The following is a 21,883-nucleotide window of genomic DNA, read 5'->3' as shown; positions in this document are numbered from 1 at the left end:
ACGACACACGCAAATACGCATCGCGACATGAAGACCAAGCGCAAAGGTGACGACACCCATGCCCCAGTCTTTGGCGCGCCGGTTTCTCGCCTGCATTCAGATGGAATCTTCCCTTCATCCCGGCAGTCGGAAGAATAGGCGGCTCCGTACCGCTCCCCCTGGACATCACAAGGACTTCGACATGACCACGATCCTCATCATCATTCTGATCCTGCTGTTGGTGGGCGGTTTGCCGGTATTCCCGCACTCGCGCAGCTGGGGCTATGGGCCGTCCGGCATCATTGGCGTGATCCTGGTCGTGCTGCTGGTGTTGCTGCTGCTCGGACGCATATGACCCCCGCCTGAGCCGCCCGCTCAGTCGCGATCAGGCCCGGTGCGTCGCTCGCAACGCACCCGTCTGAGCAACTCTTCGCGATCGAGCGGCGGCGCCAGGTAGGCGCCTTGGGCGCTTTCGCAGCCCAGCGTCAGCAAAGCCAAGTGCTGTTCGGCCATAGTGACACCCACGGCCGTCAGGCGCTGCTGCAACTCGACGGCCAAGCGCAGGCAGTGGTGCACCACGGCACGACAACGCGCCTCATGGGGCAAGCCCTCGATGAACTGCTCATCCAGCCGAATCCGCGTGAACGGCAACTGACACAGCAACTGACTGCTGCCCTTGCCGCTGCCGAACCCGGCCAACCCAAGCTCACACCCCATCAGACGCAGTCGCAGCAGGTTCTCCTGCTCGATCACGGTCAACTGGTACAACCCCTGACCCGCCAGGTCGAGGCAGAGGTGTTCGTGCGAACACCCATACCGCTGCATCAAGGTGCGTACGCGCACGCAGAACTGGCGATCACCCAACTGCGTGGTCAGGATCCGTATCGACAGCGGTAGCGTATGGCCTTCGTCCCTGAGCCTCTGGTAAAGCGCCAACCCTTGCTCGAGGGTATCCATCCAGAGGTCGTCGAACAGCCCGCAGCGCTCCACCACCGGCAGGAAGAGATCAGGCGCCAGGGCGCCGAGCAACGGGTGGTGCCAGCGCATCACCAGTTCGACCGACTCGATCCGCCCCGTGGCCAGCTCGAAGACCGGAAAGTAGCAGGCGGCGAACTGATGCTCGCGCAAGGCGCCGCGGATCTGGCCCTCGTCGGGCCACAGACGCTCGGGCGGCGCGGGTGCCGTCACCGGCAGGAGGGGCATGTTCAGCCATTGGCGCAACGGGTCCAAGGGCAAGGGTGGCTCGACATCGCCGAAGAAGCGCATGCCCAACTGCTCGACCATGCTCTGCAAGCCCCGGCGCAGGCTCGACCCCAGGCGGCCGCTGACCAGCACGCCCTTGGCCAGGCCATCGCGGCCGATCCAATGGATGAACTCCAGCCCATCCATGTCCGGGTCGTCGTCGCGCAAGCCACAGGCCACCAGGTCCACACCGCCGACCTGGCGCAACAGGGTCAAGGCTTCGCTGGCCAAGGTGGCCTGCAGGACCGTGGCGCACCCCAGGTGCTTGAAGGTCCGCACGGCCACGGCACGCTGGAAGCCGTGCGGTTCGAGCACCAGCACCCGCCACCGTTCAGCCCTCATCGCCGACCTTCATGGCGGGCATCGTCCCCGGCGTCATCGCGTGCCTCCACACTCGCACCCTCAGGTGCCTCCTCACCCTCCTGGCCCTGCAATTGGCTTTCGAGCAGGCGCATCGCCTCGCCAATCGCCCCGATGCGGACCTGTACCCATTCCAACGAGACAGGCTTGCCCAGGCAACTGCGCTCGATCTGCTCGCAGGCCTCGACCAGGGCGCTGGCACGGACCAGGCGCGCGCCGCCCTTGATCCGGTGGGCCAGCCGGGCCAGCGCCTGCAGGTCACCGCACTCGGCCAGTCGCGTGAGCTCGGCGAGGTCGTGGCGATTGCTGTCGAGCAGGTCGCGCAGCAAGGCATCGAGCGCCTCGGCATCGTTGCCGGTCAGGCGCCGTAGGTGGCCCAGGTCGGCCTCGACAGGCGCTTCGCTCGCCGTCGTTCGATCAGGCGCGTGCGGGTAGGCCGTGTCGAGCAGCGTCGCCAGCGCCTCGAGACTGAGGGGCTTGAACAGACAGTCGTCCATGCCGGCGGCCAGGCAGCGTCGCCGCTCTTCGACCACGGCGTTGGCGGTGATGCCCACGACCCGACACCGTGGCCATCCCTGGCGCTGCTCATGCAAACGGATCGCCTGGCACAACCTGTAACCGTCCATGCCTGGCATGCTGCAATCGCTGATGACCAGATCGAAGCGGCCTGCAATCCATTGGCGCAAGGCCTGGGCGCCGTTTTCAGCCACGCTTGCCTGATGGCCGAGGTAACCGAGCTGATGGGCCAACAGCACACGGTTGGCCGGATAGTCATCCACCACCAGAACCCGCAGGCCCGGCCGTGCAGAGGCGTCGGACAGGGCACGCGGGGTGGGTGACGGCTCGTCGGAACGGGCCTGCAGCACAGGCTCGACGGTCATGTCGATCTCGATGCGCGTGCCCACCCCCAGCGTGCTGTCCAGGGTCATGCTCGCGCCCATCAGCTGGCAGAGCGTACGGCTGATCGACAAGCCCAGACCCGCTCCGGGGCCTGAGGATTGCCGGTGATTGCAGGCTTGCCAGAACGGCTCCCCCAACCGGGCCAGGTCGGCTTGCGGGATGCCGATCCCGGTGTCCTCGACCGTCACGCTCAAGGCCAGCAGCGCATCCTCCCGTGGCATCAGGCGCAGACGCACGCACACCGAGCCATGCTGGGTGAACTTGATGGCGTTGCTGACCAGGTTGGCGAGCACCTGCTTGAAGCGCAGCGGGTCGATCAGCACCTCGCGCTCGACCTCCCCTTCCAGCTCCAGGTCCAGGTGCAAGCCCTTGGCCCGGGCCTGGGGCTGGAACAGCTGCACCACGTTGCCGGCGTGGCGGGCCAGTTGCACCGGCTCGCGGTTGATCTCCAGGTGCCCGGACTCGATCCGGGTGACGTCGAGGATATCGCCGATCAGCGCCAGCAGGCTGCGCGCAGCCTCGGAGGCCACTTCGATGGAGACCCGGTCGAGGATGCCCTGCTCGGCCTTGCGCAACGCCAGTTCCAGGGTGCCGAGCACGGCATTCATGGGGGTGCGGATCTCATGGCTCATGGTGGCCAGAAAATGCGTCTTGGCCTGATTGGCCTGCTCGGCCTCTTCCTTGGCCCGCTGCAGGTCCGCCTGCAGCTGGTAGCGCTCGGTGACGTCGATCCAGCCGGCGATCACGCTGGCCCCGGCGTGATCGCTGCGGCATGGCAGCATCCAGTGATAGAAGATGCGCTCCCGGCCATCGGCCAGCTTCACCACACGGTCCTCGACCTGCGCCTTTCCACTGCACAGCACTTCGCGCCAGCCTCGTTGCCAGGCCAGGTGCGGCAGGCAGCCGAGCCACTGGCCGATCACTTCCTCGCGGCGCACGCCCAGGGTTTCCAGGTAGCAGCTGTTGCAGGTGAGCAGCCGGCCGTCACGGTCGCAGACATACAACGGATGGGGCGTGCCGTCGATCATCACCCGCATGAATTCCAGCTGGTCGGCCAGGGCCCGTTCGGCCTGCTCGCGGACCCGTATCAGACGACGCAGGTAACGCACCCAGACCAAGGCCAGCATCAGCAGCACGCCGATGGCCATGAACCCCTGCAGGAACTGTTGACGGTGGCGATGCCAGAAGCTGTCGCCCACGATCAGCTCGCCCTGCCAGCGACGCGCCAGGGCGTCGAGCTCCTGAGGGGAAAGACTGGCCAGCGCCTTGTTCAGGATGGCGCTCAATTCGACGTCGTCGCGGCGTGTCGCCAAGGCGAACTGCGCAGGCGGCAGGGCCAGGCTGGCGCCGATGCGAAAGCTGCCGTGCGGCAGGCGCGCGGACAGCGAGCGCACGCACACCAGCGGCAGGATCGCCGCCTTGGCACGGTCATCGCCGATCATCTGCACCGCGTCCAGCGGCCCCTGGGTCTCGACCTGGGGGATGCCAGGATAATGCTCGCGCAGGTACCGGCTTGGAAAACCGCTGGGCAGCGCGGCCACTGGCTGGCCCTGCAACTGCTCCAGGCTGGAGACCGTGACCTGGTCGGCAGCGGTGACCAGCACCCGCGCCGACGTGAGGTAGGCGCGGCTGAAGGCCAGGTATTGGTCGCGCGCCGTACTTGGGGTCAGCGCACCGATCACATCGGCGCGCCCCTGGCGCAGTTGACGGATCATCTGCTCGACCGTACCGCCGCTGGCGAACTCGAACGTGATCCCGGTGGCCCGGGCGATGCGCTCCAGCACATCGACGGTCAGCCCCCGGAACTGGCCTTCGGCGTCACGGTAGCTCAGCGGCAACATCTGCTCGTCGAGCAGCACGCGCACCCGGGGGCGCCGCTGCAGCCAGCGTTGCTCGGCCGGTGTCAGGGTCAGGATCGTCGGGGTGTGGTCGGCCAGTTGCTCGATGAATGGCATCCAGCGCTGACGAATGTGGGCGTGCTCGCTATCGGACACGTTGGCCAGCAAGGTGTTGATCAATTCGGTCAAGGTCTTGCGCGGGGTCGCCAGTGCAAAGCCGATCGGCTGACGTGGCCAACCGGGGCATTCGCGCAGCAGCAGGTTGTTCATCTGTGCGCGACCGACCAGGTAATGGCTTTCCAGGGCGCTGCCGATGAACACATCGGCCTCACCGAACGCCACGGCGCCCATGGCCTGTCGGGTCGAGGCGTACAGTCGCACCTGCGCCTGCGGATAGTGAGCGCGGACCTGTTCCAGATCGCGGTAGCCCTCGCGCATCGCCACGCGCACGACGCCCTCGGCCTGGCAGTCCAGGCGGTTGTCGTCACGCACCGCCAACCGAGGCATGTCCTCGGCATAGGCGTGCGACAGCGTGAGCCCGCCCGCCTCGGCCTGCTGCCGGGTCATGCCGCCCAGCACATCGACCCGACCTTCGCGCAGGGCGACGACCGCCTCGGCCATCGAGTCGAAGGGGTGCACGTCGATCGGCAGACGCAGGTACTCGGACAACAGCCCGGCGTAGTCCGCCGTGATGCCTTCATAGTCGTGGTTCGGACCGATCACGCCCAGCGGCGGCTCATCCGCCTGCACGACCCCCAGGCTGACCTTGCGACGTGCCCACAGCCAGCGCAGTTGCGTTTCGTCCGGAGGGGCCAGCTTGCGCCCCAGGACGGCGCGCCCGTGCAGCTGCACCTTGGGCTCGTCTGCGCGGGCCAGCGGCAGCAAGGGCCCCAGCAGCACCCAGAGGATCGCGACGAGGCGAATCAGCTGGGTGATCACACCAGGCCATTGCGCCTGGCGAGGTCCGCCAGATCGATCAACGACCTCAGTCCGAGCTTCTCGATCAGGCGCGCCTTGTAGGTGCTCACGGTCTTGTTGCTGAGCAGCATGAGCTCGCCGATCGCCTTGTTGCTCAGGCCCCGTGCCAGGTACTGGAGGATCACCAGCTCGCGGTCGCTGAGGCTGGCCAGGCAGGCGCGCTCGCTGGTCTGCATGTCCTGCCGGCAGACCGAGCTGAGCGACACATCCGGGAAATAGGTGAAGCCTGAACGGATCGCCAGCACGGCCTTGCTCAGCTCGCCCAGGTTGTCGGTCTTGCAGATGAAGCCGGCCGCGCCGGCCTTCATGCACCGCAGGGAAAAGGTATCGGCCAGCTGCGAGGTGAGCATCAGCACCCGTGGGGGGGGCGACAGTGCGTTGAGCCGTTGCAGCACCTGCATGCCGTCCAGGCCTGGCAGCGAGATGTCCAGGATCACCAGATTGGGACTGTGCTCGCGGGCCAGGCGCAAGGCATCCACGCCGTTGTCGGTCTCGCCGACGATTTCCACCTGGTCACGCTGCAGCTGCAAGCGGACGCTGGAACGAATGAAGGGGTGGTCGTCGACCACCAGGGCTTTGTACATGTCCATGTGCTCCGATGCGAATCCGATGCAAGCTCATTCGTTGATGGCCATTTCCTGGCGTTTGTCGCCTTCCTGAAGTTCGAAGCGATAGAGACGGCCGGGCTGGCCAGGAAACTCGCGGGTCCGCCCCGGCAACAGGTGGTGCTTGGCCGCCGCTGCACATTCATGGCCCTGTGGCGCGCAGTGACGGAAATGATCCAGCACCACGGTGCTGTTGCCGCGGTTGCTGATCTGCAGGCGCCCGTCCTGCATGCGCACCGGCGTGTCGTAGTGAACCTCCTTCGGTCGCACGAACAGCAAGGTGCCGTAGCCGGTCAGCAGCTGCACCCCGGCCTTCAGGCTGTTCCCATAGGCCTTGGCTTCTTCGGCGCTGACGGCGAACCCGTCGCCGCGCTCGGGCAGCACAGGGATGAAGCGCAGGCGAAAGTAGCGTTCGCGGCTGCGATCGCCCCGGTACAGCACGCGCATGGCCTGCATGCCGCGGGCGGGCACGATCAACCGTGCCGGGCTGACCACCAGCCCGCGTTCGGCCAACGGCAGGTCGTCGAGAGGTATCTCGCGAGACTTGCCGTCAGCGTCGTAGACCAGTTCGGCCACGCTGACCTTGACGAAGGCCGTGCTGTCGCCGCCGTTGCGCACGCGCTTGAGCAAGGTGCTGGAGCCGGCATCCAGGTAGTCGTACAGCGTCCCGACGTTGATCTCGGGCGCTGCCTGTACCGGCCATGGGTACGCCAGCGCGGCTACCAGCATCACCCATCCACGAACCCTCATTGCATCCTCCTTGCATGGTAGCCAGACAATATCACTGGCCTATTATTGCTGGGTTTTCCCGCATGGCCTGTGGGACATTTCCCAAAGAAAATGAGAAATTTCTGATAGCTCTTTCACAGGCCTGCGTCGAACACGACACCAACCTGCCCGGTATAGGTCGTGCCCGGCTGTTTGGTCATGGCGCTCACGCCCTGCCCGTCGACCCTGAAATGCACCTGGCCACGCTGGTTGTCGATCGGCATCGACTGGTCCAGTTGCAAGGGTGTACCGGACTCGGGGGAATGGGCACTCGGTGCACCGGGCGATGGTTGATGTGCACCGCGGGCGGCATGCTGATGGCCACCTCCACGGGGACCTCATCTCCGTTGCCATTGCGAATCCAGCACTGCCCCGCCCGTTCGTATTGACAGCGCGTGAACAGGCTCAAGGGGCCCGTGGACCAGAGGTGGAAAGGCAGGTCTCGCTGCAGCAGCGGCGGCGAGCCTCGGCCTGCCAGCCAGGCCTGCCATCCGCCTGGGGGCTCGAGTACGGCATGATCGCTGCCAGGCGGGAAGCGCACGTCCATGGCATGCTGGACGTCGACCTCGAAGTGGATGGTCAGGATATTGGTGTTGAGCCCGCTGACCCCGTCGCCCAGGTCGATGTCCCCTCCCGGGCCGACCCGGTAGCTCACACTGCCGCGGTAGAGCCCCTGACGCATGTTGAAGGGTCGGGGCAGCAACAGGCGGTAGCCGATGGTCAGCTCATCGACGTACGAGCGACGCCGGTCGCCATTGTTCCCATAGTCCGAGTCGGAATAGCACTCCTGGGGGTTGTTGGGGTTCTTGATGGTCCAGGCGTAGCGCATGCCTGGGTAGTCAGGGCCGTCGACGATCTCGTCCGACAGGTAGCTGCATCCACCGCCCGGGTTGTAGGTATAGACGGGCACGCCGCCTCCGGACTCCACCGTGACGTTCTGGCTGATCACGGTGAACATCATGGTCAGGTCATAGGTGTCCCCCCGTTGGCTGGTGACCGTGACCTTCTGGGCGGCCGGCATGCGAATGTAGAACTTGTCGCGTACGTTGCTGGCACCGCGAATCGTCGATTTGGTGTAGGTGATCGGCACGCCGATCGTCTCGTGGTTTCCGCAGAATTCCGGCAGGTCCGCGCAAAACCCTGAAGGCGGCGTGGTGTTCTCGAAATCCGTGTCGCTTTCGCCCAGGTAGCGCGCGGTGATGGTCATGTCCGCAGACCAAGCCGGCGCAGCCAGCCCAGCCATGAGGAGCAGGAACGATCCGAGCCCGAGCAGGCGGCGCCAGGCTGGACACGGTGGAGGTGAAGCGTCGTGGGGCATGGGTTGGCTCCGTTTCCAGGACGAATGATCGGCTGATGCCCGGGCAGGTCGAGGCATGGCCGCAGGCAACGGGCAGGCGCGGCGCGACAGTGTCGAGGGAATCACGACTCGCCTCCTTGGCGCTGCCCGACCTGCGCCAGAGGCGCGCGCACACATGCGAGGTCATCGGCCAGCAGCACATCGTCGTCGCTCGCGAGCTTGTCGAGATCAAGCTGCAGGGAGCACAAGGGCTGACCGTTGCGCCTGACCTCCAGCGTGGGCGACGACCGGCTCATCTGCACCGCGAAGTACCCGTCCGCCTCGCTGACGCTACGGCTGGCATGGTTGATGACCGAGGCGCCGGGCAACGGCTGCCCCTGGGCATCGACCAGACGCCCCAGGACCGTCACCGTGCGCATCACACGCACCTGCTGGTAGGCCACGCCGCCCCGGTTGAGGTGGTAGTCGAGCGTCGTCGGCTGGATGACGGCGCCCGGATCCTGGGATTGCGCGAAGTCGAACTGCACGTGCCCTGCCTTGTAGGCCGCCACGGGGACGACGTTGCGCCCAGGGCGCAGCCGCGTGCTGCCGCCTTGATTGTCGTCGGCGCGCAGCACGAGATCGGCTTGATCGCTTTCCACATCCACGATCAGCCCCGCCTCCTGAGGCATGAACTGACCGCTCATGGCGAGCTTGCCGTCCCCCAGTGCCACCAGGCTTTGCAGGTTCAGGCCACCGTTGAGCTTGTTGTTATAGGACGAGCTCTGCAGGTACGCATCGCCGTACATGTACTGGTTGTACAGCTGCGCACGTCCCGACAGGCCCGTGCCATAGCGGTCGAACGTGGCGGTGCCGGACAGCGTCTGAACAGGCCCGAAGTCGACATCCTGCTGGTAGTTGAGCGAGGCATTCTGGTCACGCCCGCCATCGCGCGAGGTGCGGCTGCCCAGTGTGAACCCGACCCGTTGCCCAGGCCGACCGAGGCTCATGCTCAGGCTGAGGTTGACGCCGCGGTTACGTGCGTTGCCCGTGCTCAGCGAACCGGGGCGGTCGAACAGCGACAAACGCCAGTTGGCGTCCGACCCCAGGACCTTGCCGTAGAAGGCCCACCCCAGATCGACACCCAGGCCACTGGCCGCGCCGTCGCTGTGGGCCAGTCGCAACGTGGCAGTGCTGCGTTCGGTGACACGGTGGTTGAGCGCCAGGGAGGTCTGGACCACGTCCTGCTGCTCGGCGAGCGTGTCCTGCACGGTGCGCGACGACAACACCCGGCTGCGACTGTGGCTGAACACCAGTGACCCCAGCGCATGGCTCTGGATCAGCTGGAAGTCATAACCCTGGCCGCGGCCATCGGTCTGGTAGACGTTTCCGTAAAATTTGAGCCGGTCGTGGATATCCCAGTCCAGAGACGTGCCGTATTGCAGCGTCCGGTCCACCCGCTGGGCGGACAGCCCGAGCACGGCGCTGGGATGGAGCAGGTAGTTGGTCAGCACACCGGCGCTGAGGCTGCCCTCACGCTCCTGGTCCCAGTTGGTGAGCAGCGTCGATTGCTGGCCAAGATAGACGTTGTAGCGCCAGCGGCTGTCGGTGTTGCTCCAGTTCGACGGCTTGTAGATGAATTCCTGAGTGCGCGAGGTTTCCTGCCCGTCTTCGACCAGGCGTACCTCGACCTCGTAGATACCGACCGGCAGCACGCGGGTGTCCAGCGTCTGCAGGCCAGGCTGAACGGATTGGCTGTTGATCAGCACGCCATTGCGATAGATCTCGACGATGGCCGGCCGGTTGGGCGTGACGTAGATCGGCGTGGCGCTGGGGCGGCCGTTGTCGATCAGCAGGCTGTCGCTGCTGCCGAACATCAGGCCCAGGGTGGTATCGGGGCTGCTGCCGTACAGGCGTGGCTGGCGCGTCAACCCTTGCGCATCGGGCCTGAAATACCCCAGGCGGTAGAAGTGGTCGTCGATGACGCGCTCGCCGTACAGCTGGTCCAGCCTGTGCCGGGTGCCCACCTGCTGGTCGCTGCCACGGTCGACCTGGGCCTCGGCCAGCGTCGTCCAGCTCCCCAGGCTGCCCTGCCCCTGGAAGGCATAGCGACCGGTGGTATTGCGCTCGCCGCCGACCAGGTTGAGCTGATTGCGCAGCAGAATCCCGACGCCCCGGGCCTCGGGCAACGCGTGATAGCGCGGCACATCGTCCTTGAGTTCGGCGCGCGTGGTCAGCAGGGACAGCTGCGAATTGACCAGGCTGTAGTGAATCGCGCGTAGGCCATCGGGACAGTCGGTCTGGCAGTCGCCCAGCGATCGTCCGTCGGCCAGGCGTTCCTGCCAGCGTCGGCGCAGCGCTGGCGCCTCCTGGCTTTCCTGGGTGTCGGTGAATTCCAGCAACTGCACGCGCTCGTCACGCGAGAGCACGACCATGGCATCGCCCAGGTAGCGCCCATCGAGGTCGACGCGTACCGCCAGGGGGACATCGAAGAAATGGGCCTCGAACTCTTTGGGCAGGCCTTGGCCCTCGGCGATGGCGCTGAGCACGGATGCCGGCGCAGGGCCTGCCATCGCCAGCAGGACGATACACAGGCAAGCGCCCCTGCTGGCGTGGCGAGGAATACGGAGTGGAAAGAACATGGCCATGAAGCGTTCCGTAGGCAACGTCTCCCCTCGCCCCTGAACGCCGCAGCGAAAGGAGCGAAGGTCGACAATGACGGATTAAGGACGGCCCGGACGCGCCGGACGGATCAGGGCGCGGCGGTTTCGAAGACCATGCTCACCAGGCCTTGGTAACTGCCAGGGATGAATGCCCCGGAGCCAGGCTGCTTGGCCGCGATCTGCAGGGAGACGGTGTGACCAGGCAAGGCCTGAGCCGCGCTGACCACCTCGGCGGCGGTGGTGGAGAGGGAGGTGCCGCCGACCTTGACGTCCAGGCTGATGGAATCGGCGCCGCTGGAAATGACCGGTGGCGATGGCATGTAGGCCGTGATCGGGCCGACGGAGCTCTTGACCTGCAGCTGCTTGTCGATGGTGCCGAAGGAGGACTGGAACGAATTCCATTGAAGCTCCTGCGGATCGTTGATCCAGTCACCGACCGGCTCCACGTAGAACTGCCCGGTCGGCACCGTGGCGATGACCTGCACCTGCTTCTCGATAGGATCGGCCGCCAGGGCGGAAGTCGCGCTCAGAAGCGCAAGCGGAAGGGCCAGAAGGATGTGTTTCACGAATTCGATCTCCTTGTTGGGCCTGCTTTCAAAAGGCAGGCAAACCATCAGTCGGCGATGTGCCGCTGACCCAGGGGATTATTCGGGAAAGGGTGTAGGCCAACATCCAGACCGTTCCGAAGGATTTGTGGAAATTTCCCACAGAGCGTGTTCGGAAGGAGGTGAGCATGTGCAGGGTTGCACAATGCCATGGGCGACGCCGTCCCAAACGCCGAGCCCCCGGCATAGGGCCGAGGGCTCGGTACAGCGATCATCGGTTCAGGCAACCGAGGACCTGTTAGTGCGACACCGCTCCGCTGGCGCCCAGACCGGTCTGCGAGCGGACGAACTGCGGGTAGAACAGCGCCCGTTCTTTTTCGGCCGCAGCCGACTTGTCGGTGACCGAGAAGAACCAGATCCCGACGAAGGCGATCAGCATCGAGAACAGCGCCGGGTACTCGTACGGGTAGATGGGCGTGGCATGACCGAGGATCTGCACCCAGATGGTCGGGCCCAGGACCATCAGCGTCACCGCGCTGATCAGGCCCAGCCAGCCGCCGATCATCGCGCCACGGGTGGTCAGGCGCTTCCAGTACATCGAGAGCAGCAGCACCGGGAAGTTGCAGCTGGCCGCGATGGAGAACGCCAGGCCGACCATGAAGGCGATGTTCTGGCTTTCGAACAGGATGCCCAGGCCGATCGCCAGGATACCCAGGGCCACGGTGGTGATCTTCGACACGCGGATCTCGTCGCGATCGTTGGCCTTGCCCTTGCGCCAGACGCTGGCGTACAGGTCATGGGACACCGCCGAGGCACCGGCCAGGGTCAGGCCGGCGACCACCGCCAGGATGGTGGCGAAGGCCACGGCCGAGATGAAGCCGAGGAACACGCTGCCACCCACGGCATCGGCCAGGTGCACCGCCGCCATGTTGTTGCCGCCGATCAGGGCGCCGGCGGCGTCCTTGAAGGCCGGGTTGGTGCTGACCAGCAGGATCGCGCCGAAGCCGATGATGAAGGTCAGGATGTAGAAGTAGCCGATGAAGCCGGTGGCGTACAGCACGCTCTTGCGTGCTTCCTTGGCATCGCTGACGGTGAAGAAGCGCATCAGGATGTGTGGCAGGCCGGCGGTGCCGAACATCAGCGCCAGGCCCAGGGAGAACGCCGAGATCGGATCCTTGACCAGACCGCCCGGGCTCATGATCGCCTCACCCTTGGGGTGCACGTCGATGGCCTGGGAGAACAGGGCATTGAAGTCGAAGTTGACGTGCTTCATGACCATCAGCGCCATGAAGCTGGCACCCGACAGCAGCAGTACCGCCTTGATGATCTGCACCCAGGTGGTGGCCAGCATGCCGCCGAACAGCACGTACAGGCACATCAGGATGCCCACCAGGATCACCGCGACGTGGTAGTCCAGGCCGAACAGCAACTGGATCAGCTTGCCGGCGCCGACCATCTGCGCGATCAGGTAGAACGCCACCACCACCAGCGAGCCGGAGGCCGACAGGGTACGGATCTGCTTTTGCCCCAGGCGGTACGACGCCACGTCGGCGAAGGTGTACTTGCCCAGGTTGCGCAGACGCTCAGCGATGAGGAAGAGAATGATTGGCCAGCCGACCAGGAAGCCGATGGAGTAGATCAGCCCGTCATAGCCGGAGGTGAACACCAGGGCGGAAATGCCCAGGAAGGACGCCGCCGACATGTAGTCACCGGCGATCGCCAGGCCGTTCTGGAAGCCCGTGATGCGACCACCCGCCGCGTAATAGTCGGACGCCGACTTGTTGCGCTTGGAGGCCCAGTAGGTGATGCACAGCGTGAACCCGACGAAGGCCAGGAACATGACGATCGCCGACACGTTCAGCGGCTGCTTCTGCACCTCGCCGGTCAACGCGTCGGCGGCCCACACGGCGGGCGCGAAGGCCCCGATGGCCAGCACGGCCAAGGCATGGAAAGGACGGCTCATGGCTGCGCCTCCTTCAGGATCGCCTTGTTCAGCTCATCGAACTCGCCATTGGCGCGGCGCACGTAGATGGCGGTCAGGACGAAGGCTGAGAGGATCAGGCCGACGCCCAGGGGAATGCCCCAGGTGATCGACGAGTCGGCGGCGATGCGTGTGCCCAGTACCTGCGGACCGTAGGCGATCAACAGGATGAAGGCACAGTACAGGCCGAGCATGATGGCCGAGAGAATCCACGCGAAGCGTTCGCGCTTGGCGACCAGCTCCTTGAACCGTGGACTGTTCTGTATCGAAAGGTAAATGCTGTCGTTCATTGTTTTTGTCCTAGCAGCACAGAGTAGGTAGAACCCACCTCCACTTTAGGCTGCCAGGGGCGCCCAGCCAGACGACCTTAGTCTTATAGGTAAGGGTGTATTGCAGAAGGAGTAACAATGCGACAGGCAAGGAGGAGGCATTGCGGCGTTCATGCGCCTGAATTGTTGGCAGGCCAGGGCCTGGGACCGGGCCTGTGAGAGGGCTTGCCCATGATGTCAGTGGTGGCTGATCGAATGCCATCGCTGGCAAGCCAGCTCCCACCTGCCCGCTTTACAGGCATGCATCACTGCGATAGCTGCTCCACCTGTGGGAGTCTGCCTGCGATGTGGGGGGTAACAGATCGAATTTCATCGCTGGCAAGCCAGCTCCCACCTGCCCGCTTTCCTGGCATGCATCACTGCGATAGCCGCTCCACCTGTGGGAGCGGGCTTGCCCGCGATGCGGCCCTGGAGGGGCCGCGAGACTCTAAGCGGATCGGGCAGTCATCCCCAGAGGATCAACCACCCAGGGCGTGCGTCACTGCCCTACCCACTCCTTCACGCGCTCCGGGTGCTTGGCGACCCAGTCTTTCGCCGCCGCGTCAGGCTTGGCGCCTTCCTGGATGGCCAGCATCACTTCGCCGATCTCGTCCTTGGACTGCCAGGAGAACTTGCGCAGGAACTGCGCCACTTCCGGTGCCTTGCCTTCGAGTTCCTTGCTGCCGATGCTGTTGACGGTCTCGGCAGCGCCGTACACACCCTTCGGATCGTCCAGGAACTTCAGTTTCCACTTGGCGAACATCCAGTGCGGTACCCAACCGGTGACCACGATCGGCTGCTGCTTGGCATAGGCACGGCCCAGTTCGGAGGTCATCGCCGCACCCGAACTGGCCTGCAGCTTGTAGCCGGTCAGGTCGTAGTCCTTGATCGCCTGGTCGGTCTTGAGCATGACCCCGGACCCGGCGTCGATGCCGACGATCTTCTGCTTGAACTCATCGCTGCCTTTTAGATCGGCAACGCTGGTGGCCTTGACGTACTCCGGCACGATCAGACCGATGCGCGCTTCCTTGAAGTTGGCGCCATAGTCGACCACCTTGTCCTTGTTCTTGGCCCAGTATTCACCATGGGTCACCGGCAGCCAGGCCGAGAGCATGGCGTCGAGCTTGCCGGTGGCCACCCCCTGCCACATGATGCCCGTGGCCACGGGCTTGAGATCGACATCGTAGCCCAGCTTCTGCTTGATCACTTCGGCGGCCACATGGGTGGTCGCCACACTGTCCGACCAACCATCCACGTAACCGATGCTGACTTGCTTGGCCATGGCCTGCCCAGCGCCCATGGCCAGAACCATCGCAGTACCCACCCCCAGAAAACGTCGCAGCTTCATCACGGCATGCCTCTTTCAGGTCTTGGAGACTGCATCATCGGCCTGCGCCCCGTCACGTCCGGGTCTGCATGCGACCTCCAGCGAGCACTGCGCGACCGCACATGGCTATCCACGCCATCGACGCCGAACGTTCAGCGCGATCTTTGCATGAGGGCACTTGACGCTGGGCGATGGCAGTGCCTAGCTAGTGACCCGCACCTGACGACGGACCGCCTCGATGCCCGCTTTCGTTCGCCACCCTTGGTTCACCTGCCTGCTGGCCAGCCTGGGCGTGCTGCTCGCACTGGGCGGGTTATGGCAGGCGCGCGGCAAACCCGTGCAGTTGCCCGATGCCGCCAGCGCGGCGCATCGGCTGCAATGCGTGTCCTACACACCGTTCGACAAGGACCAGTCACCGCTCGACCAGCCCTTTGTCATGCGCCCAGCACGCCTGGATGCCGACCTGGCCTTGCTGGCCCGCCGTTTCCAGTGCATTCGGACCTACTCCATGACCGGGCTCGAAGCCATTCCGGCGCTGGCTCGCCAGCATGGCCTCAAGGTCATGCTCGGGGCCTGGGTCAACGCCAACCCGGTGGACACCGACCGGGAAGTGACGAAGCTCATTGCCGCAGCCAACGCCAACCCGGACGTCGTCACGGCGGTGATCGTCGGCAATGAAACGCTGCTGCGCAAGGAAGTGACCGAGGCACGCCTGGTCGAACTGATCGAACGGGTCAAGCGCGAAGTGCGGGTGCCTGTGACCTATGCCGACGTGTGGGAGTTCTGGCTGCAGCACCCCAGCATTGCGCCAGCCGTGGACTTTCTGACCCTCCACCTGTTGCCCTACTGGGAAGACGATCCCCGCAGCATCGACGATGCGCTGGCCCACGTCGCCGACGTGCGCCGCGTGTTCGGCCAGCGCTTCGCACCCAAGAACATCCTGATCGGCGAGACCGGCTGGCCTAGCGAAGGCCGACAACGGGAAACTGCCGTACCGAGCCGTGTCAACGAAGCACGCTTCATTCGGGGTTTCGTTGCCCAGGCGGAGATCGAGGGCTGGCAGTACAACCTCATCGAAGCCTTCGACCAGCCATGGAAGCGGGCCAATGAAGGCGCCGTGGGGGGCTATTGGGGGCTGTACGATGCCGACCGGCAGGACAAAGGCATTCTGGAAGGCCCGGTGAGCGATCTGCCCCACTGGCAGGCGTGGTGGTGGTTCGGTGCGGGGGTGCTGGCACTCACGCTGGCGCTGGCGGGGCAACCGCGTGATCACCGTGCCGCGTTGTGGCTGCCGTCGTTGGCCGCCGTGGCGGCCTTGGGCTTGGGTCTGTGGGGCGAGCTGACCCGCAGTCACGCCCGTTTCGCCAGTGAATGGCTCTGGGCCGCGCTGCTGGTGGGGCTGAATCTGATGGTGCTGGCCCAGACCGCCTTGGCGCTGGGTCAGCACAAGGGCTGGCGCGCGCGTGTCCAGGCCTGGTTGCAGGCACGCGCCGGGTGGTGGCTGCTGGCGGCAGGGTTCGCGACGGCGGTCAGCGCCCTGGCTCTGGTGTTCGAGCCCCGTTACCGCAGTTTCCCCAGCGCGGCATTGCTCCTGCCGGCGGTGGTGTACCTGCTCAGGCCAGCCGCGGCTCCACGGCGCGAAGTGGCGCTGCTGGGCACGCTCGTGGGCCTGTGCATCGTGCCGCAGCTGTACCAGGAAGGGTTGGCCAATGCTCAGGCGCTGGGCTGGGCGGGCGTCAGCGCACTGATGGTCGGGGCGTTGTGGCGAGGGTGGCGGTCATCGGCTGACGAGGGCACGCGGGGTCGTGGGTGAGCGAGGGTATGCAGGGCGGGACAGGGCAGGCACTGACTGGCTAGGTTGTGGACCTTGCAGGGACCTCGCAGGCCCCACTGAAGTTGGTCCGGCAGAGACCGCGCACATTGAATTGCCATGCAAGTCCGACAGGCCGACGCAGTCCGTTGTAGGAGTCCGCCCGCCGCCTTAGCGCCGCGCTGTCGCGCAGAGAACATGTCGATAGCTGGCAGGATCCGGAGCTTCATTGCTAACTGATCTTAGAGCCGCTTTGCGGCCCATCGCGGCACAGGGGCCGCTCCTACACCCGTAGCCCCACCGTGCGGGGTTGCAGGCTATCGCAATCACCTGAGCGGCCCCTGCCGGGGCGCCGGACCGGCCGCGATTGGGCCCGCAGGGCCCACAAGGTTCTGAAATTATTTCCTTCGAAATCAACAAGATATTTTATGTTCTATGAGAGCAACTGTCTTTTTCTATTTGGTGCATGCCCGACCGCATGCGGCGCCTGGCAGGGCCCTATCGCTGGCAAGCCAGCTCCCACCCAGACCTCTGCAGTATCAATATAGGCATGGCTGCGCAAGCAGCTTGTGGGAGCGGGCTTGCCCGCGATGCAGGCGCCGCCGGACCGGACGCCATCGCGGTAACCTGAAGCTGAAAGCGTGAGGTGGACTGGACGCGCGTATGGGCTAATGCTGCCGCTCTTGCGGGCCCGATCGCGGCACAGGGACCACAGGGTCCGTGACAGTCGACATTGCTGCGGTGCTAACCGACCGGACAACCTCTACCCCCGCCGCACGCCCCGTAACGCCCCCAGCACGATCGCGAACACCGCCAGGCTGGCGGTGTAGAGCACCATCGCCGGGATTCCCACCAGCACGGCGGCCAGCCCCATTCCTTTGCCCACCGCACCGCGCAGCACCTGGGCCAGCAACGCCAGTCCGAACGCTACCCAGGCAAGCGCTTGATAATGAATCATCCACCCCACGCCTGCGCGCACCTCGCACACCCAAGGCCTGCCCTCGCCTGCACAGCGGCCCACCCAGTGCCCGTCCTCCATCAGGCCATAGCGCACGGCGTAGCTGCCGAGCAGGCACGCGACCAGCATCGCGATCACCCCTACCCACAATGACCAACGGTTCATGCAGCGTCCTTTTCCATCGTTCCAGGTCAGCTTCGATTCCACCCACAGCCGACGGCGGGCGGGTCGCATCGTTCGACCCCGTGAATGCTGTTTCACCCCATTGCACAGGCTTGTCGCCCGATCGTTAGCACGGCACTATTTCGCGCAGATAAATAGGCCGCCTTCGGCAACTTTGCCGGGGCAGTCACAGTCTTAGCCTGCATATCGCACCACTGCCGTCCCTGGGGGAACTCATGCTTCGATCCTTACGCCTTGCAGCCTTGCTGGGCGGCCTGTTCCTGAGCGCGGTCGCCACGGCGCGGGACATCGACGCCGCCACCTACGGCTATCCGTTGACCAACCCCTTCGAGGCGACCATCGCCACCACGCCGCCCGACCAGCGCCCCACGCTGCCGCACGACGAGGACATCGACCAGGACGACTATAGCCTCACTCTGCGCCCCGAGCGCGCCTTCACCCTGCCGGACAACTTCTGGCCCGTGAAGAAACTCACCTACCGCCTGGCTCGCCAGGACCACAAGGCGCCGCTGATCTTCATCATCGCCGGTACCGGTGCGCCGTATTCCAGCAGTATCAACGAATACCTGAAGAAGCTGTACTATCAGGCCGGCTACCACGTGGTGCAGCTGTCCTCGCCGACCAGCTGGGACTTCATGAGCGCCGCTTCGCGCACCGCCACCCCCGGCATCAGCCAGGAAGATGCCGAAGACATGTACCGGGTCATGCAGTCGGTGCGCGCCCAGCACCCGCGCCTGCCGGTCAGCGAGTTCTACCTGACCGGCTACAGCCTGGGCGCGCTCGACGCAGCGTTCGTCAGCCACCTGGACGAAACGCGCCGCAGCTTCAACTTCAAGCGCGTGCTGCTGCTCAATCCACCGGTCAACCTGCAGACCTCGGTGTCCAACCTGGACAAGCTGGTGCAGACCAGCGTGAAAGGCATCGACAGCCGCACCAACTTCTATGAGCTGATGCTGCACAAGCTGACCATGTACTTCCGTCAGAAAGGCTACGTCGACCTCAACGAAGCCCTGCTGTACGACTTCCAGCAGTCGCGACAGCACCTGTCTAACGAGCAGATGGCCATGCTGATCGGCACCTCGTTCCGCTTCTCGGCAGCCGACATCGCCTTCACCTCCGACCTGATCAACCGCCGCGGGCTGATCACGCCGCCTAAGTACCCGATCACCGAAGGCAGCAGCCTGACGCCGTTCTTCAAGCGCGCGCTGCAATGTGACTTCGAGTGCTACCTCACCGAGCAGGTGATCCCCATGTGGCGTGCTCGCAGCGATGGTGGCAGCCTGTTGCAGCTGGTCGACCAGGTCAGCCTGTACGCCCTGCGTGACTACCTGAGCCAGAGCCCGAAGATCGCCGTGATGCACAACGCCGACGACGTCATTCTCGGCCCGGGCGACATCGGCTTCCTGCGCCAGGTCTTCGGCGATCGCTTGACGCTCTACCCCCATGGCGGCCATTGCGGCAACCTCAACTACCGCGTCAACAGCGACGCCATGCTGGAGTTCTTCCGTGGTTAATCGACTGCTGCTCGTCACGGCCCTGCTGGCCGCTGCCCCCGTCATGGCCCAGGAGACCGCGCCGCGCACCAGCGTGCTCGAGGCCGACGCACTCGACACCCATGGCGCGCAGAGCGACGGCTTCACCAATCCGTTGCAGGCCCTGAAGTTCAACCCTGGCCTGGACCAGCGCGAGTTCGAACGCTCGACCTTCGATGCGCTGAACGTGCCGGACCCGTTCGAGTCGTTCAACCGGCGCGTGTACCACTTCAACTACCGGTTCGACCAATGGGTGTTCCTGCCGGTGATCGATGGTTACAAACGCGTCACGCCGAGCTTCGTGCGCACCGGGGTGAGCAATTTCTTCAACAACCTGGGCGACGTGCCCAACCTGTTCAACAGCGTGCTGCAGCTCAAGGCCGAGCGCGCCGGGCAGATCACTGCGCGCCTGCTGTTCAACACCGTGATCGGCGTGGGCGGCCTGTGGGACCCGGCGACGCACATGGGCCTGCCACGCCAGAGCGAAGACTTCGGCCAGACCCTGGGCTTCTATGGGGTGCCCGAGGGCCCGTACATCATGTTGCCGATCCTCGGCCCGTCGAACCTGCGTGACACCGCCGGCCTGGTGGTGGACTACGCCGGCGAGCAATCGGTGAACTACCTCGGCGTCCCCCGGTCGACCACTGAGCACCCGGAAATCTTCGCCTTGCGCGTTGTGGACCGTCGTTACACCACCAGCTTCCGCTACGGCCAGATGAACTCGCCGTTCGAGTACGAGAAGGTGCGTTACGTCTATACCCAAGCGCGCAAGTTGCAGATCGCCGAATAAAGGGGGCGTTGGGCGCTACAAGCTACAAGCGGTGCGGTATGGAGCATCTGCGCGCCATTACCGCACCCACGCTCAGCTTGCAGTTAGCCACATGCACCTCCCCCCTCCTCTCCCTCTCTCCAAAGGAGTTCCCATGACCGCAAGCAATCGCCGTTTCCTGCTCGCCAAGCGTCCGCAAGGCGAAGTGCGCCGAGACGACTTCACGTTCGAGACGGTGCCTGTCACCGAACCGGGCGAAGGGCATGTCGTGGTCAAGAACCTGTACCTGTCGCTCGATCCGGCCATGCGCGGCTGGATGAACGAGGGCAAGTCCTATGTGCCACCGGTGGGCCTGGGCGAGGTCATGCGCGCCCTGGGCGTCGGTGAAGTCACGGCGTCCCGCCATCCCGACTTCAAGGTCGGCGACACGGTCAGCGGCGTGCTGGGCATGCAGGACTATTACGTCGGCGAGGCCAAGGGCCTGCAACCCATCGACCCGTCACTGGCGCCGTTGCCGCGCTACCTGTCGGCGCTGGGCATGACCGGCATGACCGCCTACTTCGCGCTGCTGAACGTCGGCCAGCCCAAAGCGGGCGATACCGTGGTGATCTCTGGCGCAGCCGGTGCCGTCGGCAGCATCGCCGGGCAGATCGCCAAGCTCAAGGGGTGCCGCGTGATCGGCATTGCCGGAGGCCAGGAGAAAGGGGACTACCTCAAGACCCTGGGCTTCGATGGCGTGATCGACTACAAGGCCGAGGACGTCAAGGCCGGGCTGGAGCGTGAATGCCCCCAGGGTGTCGACGTGTACTTCGACAACGTCGGCGGCGACATCCTCGATGCCGTGCTGGCCCGCCTCAACTTCAAGGCACGCGTGGTGATCTGCGGTGCGATCAGCCAGTACAACAGCCAGGACGGCGTCAAGGGCCCGGCCAACTATCTGGCGCTGCTGGTCAATCGCGCGCGCATGGAAGGGTTCATCGTCACCGATCACCTCGGCGAATACCCCAAGGCGGCGCGCGAGATGGCCGGCTGGTTGCAGAGCGGCGAGGTCAAGAGCAAGGAGCACGTGGTCGAAGGGCTTGAGACGTTCCCTGAAACGCTGCAGAAGCTGTTCAAGGGCGAGAACTTTGGCAAGTTGGTGTTGAAGGTCTAGGCAGGTTGGGGGCGGCTGGATGGCAGTACGCCTGCGACTCGGCGGGGCTGACTTTACGGCCCCTGCGGGCCCGATCGCGGCACAGGGGCCGCTCCTACACCCGTAGTCCCACCGCAGTGATGCAGGCAAGCGCGGTCCCCTGTGGGAGCGGCCCCTGTGCCGCGATCGGGCCCGAAGGGGCCGTAAAATCAGCCCCCTTGTGCTTCAGGCAAACCCGCCCGCCAAGCCCCGCCTATACCCGCTCACTTTCCCCCTCCCTCCGCATCATCCCGCATGATCACCGAAATCTTGCCATTGCGTTCCACGATCGCATACTTGATCTGCGCCACCCGCTCCACCCCCTGGTTGGCCCGCGCCGACTCCATGATGTCGTCCTCGGTCAACCGGCACCTTCGCATGCGACCGCGCAGGAAGCGTCCATCCTCGACCACCACCGTGGCATGCCCATCAAGCAGGCGTGCGGCGCGGGTCGAGCGCACCTTGATCAATGACAACCCGACGTCGAGCACGATCAGCGTGCTGATCACCAGCACGGCATTGGTGAAGGAAAAGTCGTCCCCCAACAACGCCTGCTGGGTCGCTTCGCCGATGATCAGCAGCAACACGAAATCGAACGTGGTCAGGTCGGACAGCGAACGACGACCGGCGACCCGGAACAGCACCATCAAGGCAATGTACATCGCCCCCGCGCGCAGCACGGCATCCATG

General features: G+C 65.0%; 16 protein-coding genes. 4 read left to right on the top strand and 12 right to left on the bottom strand.

Annotated features, from left to right (window positions below):
- Positions 1 to 354: 354 nt before the first annotated feature.
- The 10 genes from APT63_05840 to APT63_05795 form a co-directional block, all read right to left on the bottom strand.
- Positions 355 to 1,563 (bottom strand): hypothetical protein, encoded by a 1,209-nt coding sequence (locus APT63_05840; protein ID AMA45190.1) that lies wholly within the window; start codon positions 1,561 to 1,563, stop codon positions 355 to 357.
- The gene (locus APT63_05835; GenBank protein ID AMA45189.1) at positions 1,560 to 5,258 is read right to left on the bottom strand and encodes a hypothetical protein; all 3,699 of its coding nucleotides are present in this window, start codon (positions 5,256 to 5,258) and stop codon (positions 1,560 to 1,562) included. Before APT63_05835 ends, APT63_05840 begins: the two co-directional genes overlap by 4 nt.
- Positions 5,255 to 5,881, bottom strand: a complete 627-nt coding sequence (locus APT63_05830) for a LuxR family transcriptional regulator (GenBank protein ID AMA47798.1) — start codon at positions 5,879 to 5,881, stop codon at positions 5,255 to 5,257. Before APT63_05830 ends, APT63_05835 begins: the two co-directional genes overlap by 4 nt.
- Positions 5,882 to 5,914: 33 nt before the next feature.
- The gene (locus tag APT63_05825; GenBank protein AMA45188.1) at positions 5,915 to 6,652 is read right to left on the bottom strand and encodes a pilus assembly protein; all 738 of its coding nucleotides are present in this window, start codon (positions 6,650 to 6,652) and stop codon (positions 5,915 to 5,917) included.
- A 184-nt stretch (positions 6,653 to 6,836) separates the two neighbouring features.
- Entirely contained in the window at positions 6,837 to 7,877 is a 1,041-nt protein-coding gene (locus APT63_05820; protein AMA45187.1) for a hypothetical protein, read from the bottom strand.
- Between the two features lie 212 nt (positions 7,878 to 8,089).
- The gene (locus APT63_05815) at positions 8,090 to 10,594 is read right to left on the bottom strand and encodes a pilus assembly protein PapC (protein ID AMA45186.1); all 2,505 of its coding nucleotides are present in this window, start codon (positions 10,592 to 10,594) and stop codon (positions 8,090 to 8,092) included.
- A gap of 104 nt (positions 10,595 to 10,698) precedes the next feature.
- Entirely contained in the window at positions 10,699 to 11,175 is a 477-nt protein-coding gene (locus APT63_05810) for an adhesin (protein ID AMA45185.1), read from the bottom strand.
- Positions 11,176 to 11,452: 277 nt separating this feature from the next.
- Positions 11,453 to 13,117, bottom strand: coding sequence for a cation acetate symporter (gene actP, locus APT63_05805; GenBank protein AMA45184.1), 1,665 nt, complete (start codon positions 13,115 to 13,117; stop codon positions 11,453 to 11,455).
- Positions 13,114 to 13,425 carry a hypothetical protein gene (locus tag APT63_05800; protein AMA45183.1) on the bottom strand — a complete coding sequence of 104 codons (312 nt, stop codon included), beginning with the start codon at positions 13,423 to 13,425 and terminating at the stop codon, positions 13,114 to 13,116. The genes actP and APT63_05800 overlap by 4 nt, the downstream gene beginning before the upstream one ends.
- A 517-nt stretch (positions 13,426 to 13,942) precedes the next feature.
- Positions 13,943 to 14,791: a glycine/betaine ABC transporter substrate-binding protein gene (locus tag APT63_05795; protein ID AMA45182.1), complete on the bottom strand. Its 849-nt coding sequence runs from the start codon at positions 14,789 to 14,791 to the stop codon at positions 13,943 to 13,945.
- A 217-nt stretch (positions 14,792 to 15,008) separates the two neighbouring features.
- Here APT63_05795 and APT63_05790 point away from each other — a divergent pair, with 217 nt between their 5' ends.
- A complete protein-coding gene (locus APT63_05790) occupies positions 15,009 to 16,583 on the top strand; it encodes a beta (1-6) glucans synthase (protein AMA45181.1) in 1,575 nt (524 codons plus the stop codon).
- 760 nt (positions 16,584 to 17,343) lie between these two features.
- On the opposite strand, the gene APT63_05785 is transcribed toward APT63_05790, so the two are convergent.
- Complete coding sequence (locus tag APT63_05785; protein ID AMA45180.1) at positions 17,344 to 17,703, bottom strand: hypothetical protein; 360 nt, start codon at positions 17,701 to 17,703, stop codon at positions 17,344 to 17,346.
- A 233-nt stretch (positions 17,704 to 17,936) separates the two neighbouring features.
- Here APT63_05785 and APT63_05780 point away from each other — a divergent pair, with 233 nt between their 5' ends.
- The 3 genes from APT63_05780 to APT63_05770 all read left to right on the top strand — a co-directional run bounded on the left by APT63_05780 (position 17,937) and on the right by APT63_05770 (position 21,175).
- Positions 17,937 to 19,235, top strand: a complete 1,299-nt coding sequence (locus APT63_05780) for a serine/threonine protein kinase (GenBank protein AMA45179.1) — start codon at positions 17,937 to 17,939, stop codon at positions 19,233 to 19,235.
- A 73-nt stretch (positions 19,236 to 19,308) separates the two neighbouring features.
- A complete protein-coding gene (locus APT63_05775; protein AMA47797.1) occupies positions 19,309 to 20,043 on the top strand; it encodes an ABC transporter in 735 nt (244 codons plus the stop codon).
- 133 nt (positions 20,044 to 20,176) lie between these two features.
- Positions 20,177 to 21,175 (top strand): NADP-dependent oxidoreductase, encoded by a 999-nt coding sequence (locus tag APT63_05770; GenBank protein ID AMA45178.1) that lies wholly within the window; start codon positions 20,177 to 20,179, stop codon positions 21,173 to 21,175.
- A 242-nt stretch (positions 21,176 to 21,417) separates the two neighbouring features.
- Here the strand turns inward: APT63_05770 and APT63_05765 are convergent, their stop codons facing one another.
- Positions 21,418 to 21,882 carry a hypothetical protein gene (locus tag APT63_05765; GenBank protein AMA45177.1) on the bottom strand — a complete coding sequence of 155 codons (465 nt, stop codon included), beginning with the start codon at positions 21,880 to 21,882 and terminating at the stop codon, positions 21,418 to 21,420.
- Position 21,883 lies beyond the last annotated feature (1 nt).

It is taken from the genome of Pseudomonas monteilii (assembly GCA_001534745.1).
GTDB classification, from domain to species: Bacteria; Pseudomonadota; Gammaproteobacteria; order Pseudomonadales; family Pseudomonadaceae; genus Aquipseudomonas; species Aquipseudomonas alabamensis.
The sequence above is the reverse complement of the archived record's forward strand: the minus strand, read 5'-3'. Positions and strand labels throughout refer to the sequence as shown.

Excerpts from the sequence above, each read along its gene's own strand:
- APT63_05825 (AMA45188.1), bottom strand. The coding sequence starts at position 6,652 with ATGAGGGTTCGTGGATGGGTGATGCTGGTAGCCGCGCTGGCGTACCCA.
- APT63_05830 (AMA47798.1), bottom strand. The coding sequence starts at position 5,881 with ATGTACAAAGCCCTGGTGGTCGACGACCACCCCTTCATTCGTTCCAGC.
- APT63_05770 (AMA45178.1), top strand. The coding sequence starts at position 20,177 with ATGACCGCAAGCAATCGCCGTTTCCTGCTCGCCAAGCGTCCGCAAGGC.
- APT63_05840 (AMA45190.1), bottom strand. The coding sequence starts at position 1,563 with ATGAGGGCTGAACGGTGGCGGGTGCTGGTGCTCGAACCGCACGGCTTC.
- APT63_05790 (AMA45181.1), top strand. The coding sequence starts at position 15,009 with ATGCCCGCTTTCGTTCGCCACCCTTGGTTCACCTGCCTGCTGGCCAGC.
- APT63_05780 (AMA45179.1), top strand. The coding sequence starts at position 17,937 with ATGCTTCGATCCTTACGCCTTGCAGCCTTGCTGGGCGGCCTGTTCCTG.
- APT63_05815 (AMA45186.1), bottom strand. The coding sequence starts at position 10,594 with ATGGCCATGTTCTTTCCACTCCGTATTCCTCGCCACGCCAGCAGGGGC.
- APT63_05820 (AMA45187.1), bottom strand. The coding sequence starts at position 7,877 with ATGACCATCACCGCGCGCTACCTGGGCGAAAGCGACACGGATTTCGAG.
- APT63_05795 (AMA45182.1), bottom strand. The coding sequence starts at position 14,791 with ATGAAGCTGCGACGTTTTCTGGGGGTGGGTACTGCGATGGTTCTGGCC.
- APT63_05800 (AMA45183.1), bottom strand. The coding sequence starts at position 13,425 with ATGAACGACAGCATTTACCTTTCGATACAGAACAGTCCACGGTTCAAG.
- APT63_05785 (AMA45180.1), bottom strand. The coding sequence starts at position 17,703 with ATGAACCGTTGGTCATTGTGGGTAGGGGTGATCGCGATGCTGGTCGCG.
- actP (AMA45184.1), bottom strand. The coding sequence starts at position 13,117 with ATGAGCCGTCCTTTCCATGCCTTGGCCGTGCTGGCCATCGGGGCCTTC.
- APT63_05765 (AMA45177.1), bottom strand. The coding sequence starts at position 21,882 with ATGGATGCCGTGCTGCGCGCGGGGGCGATGTACATTGCCTTGATGGTG.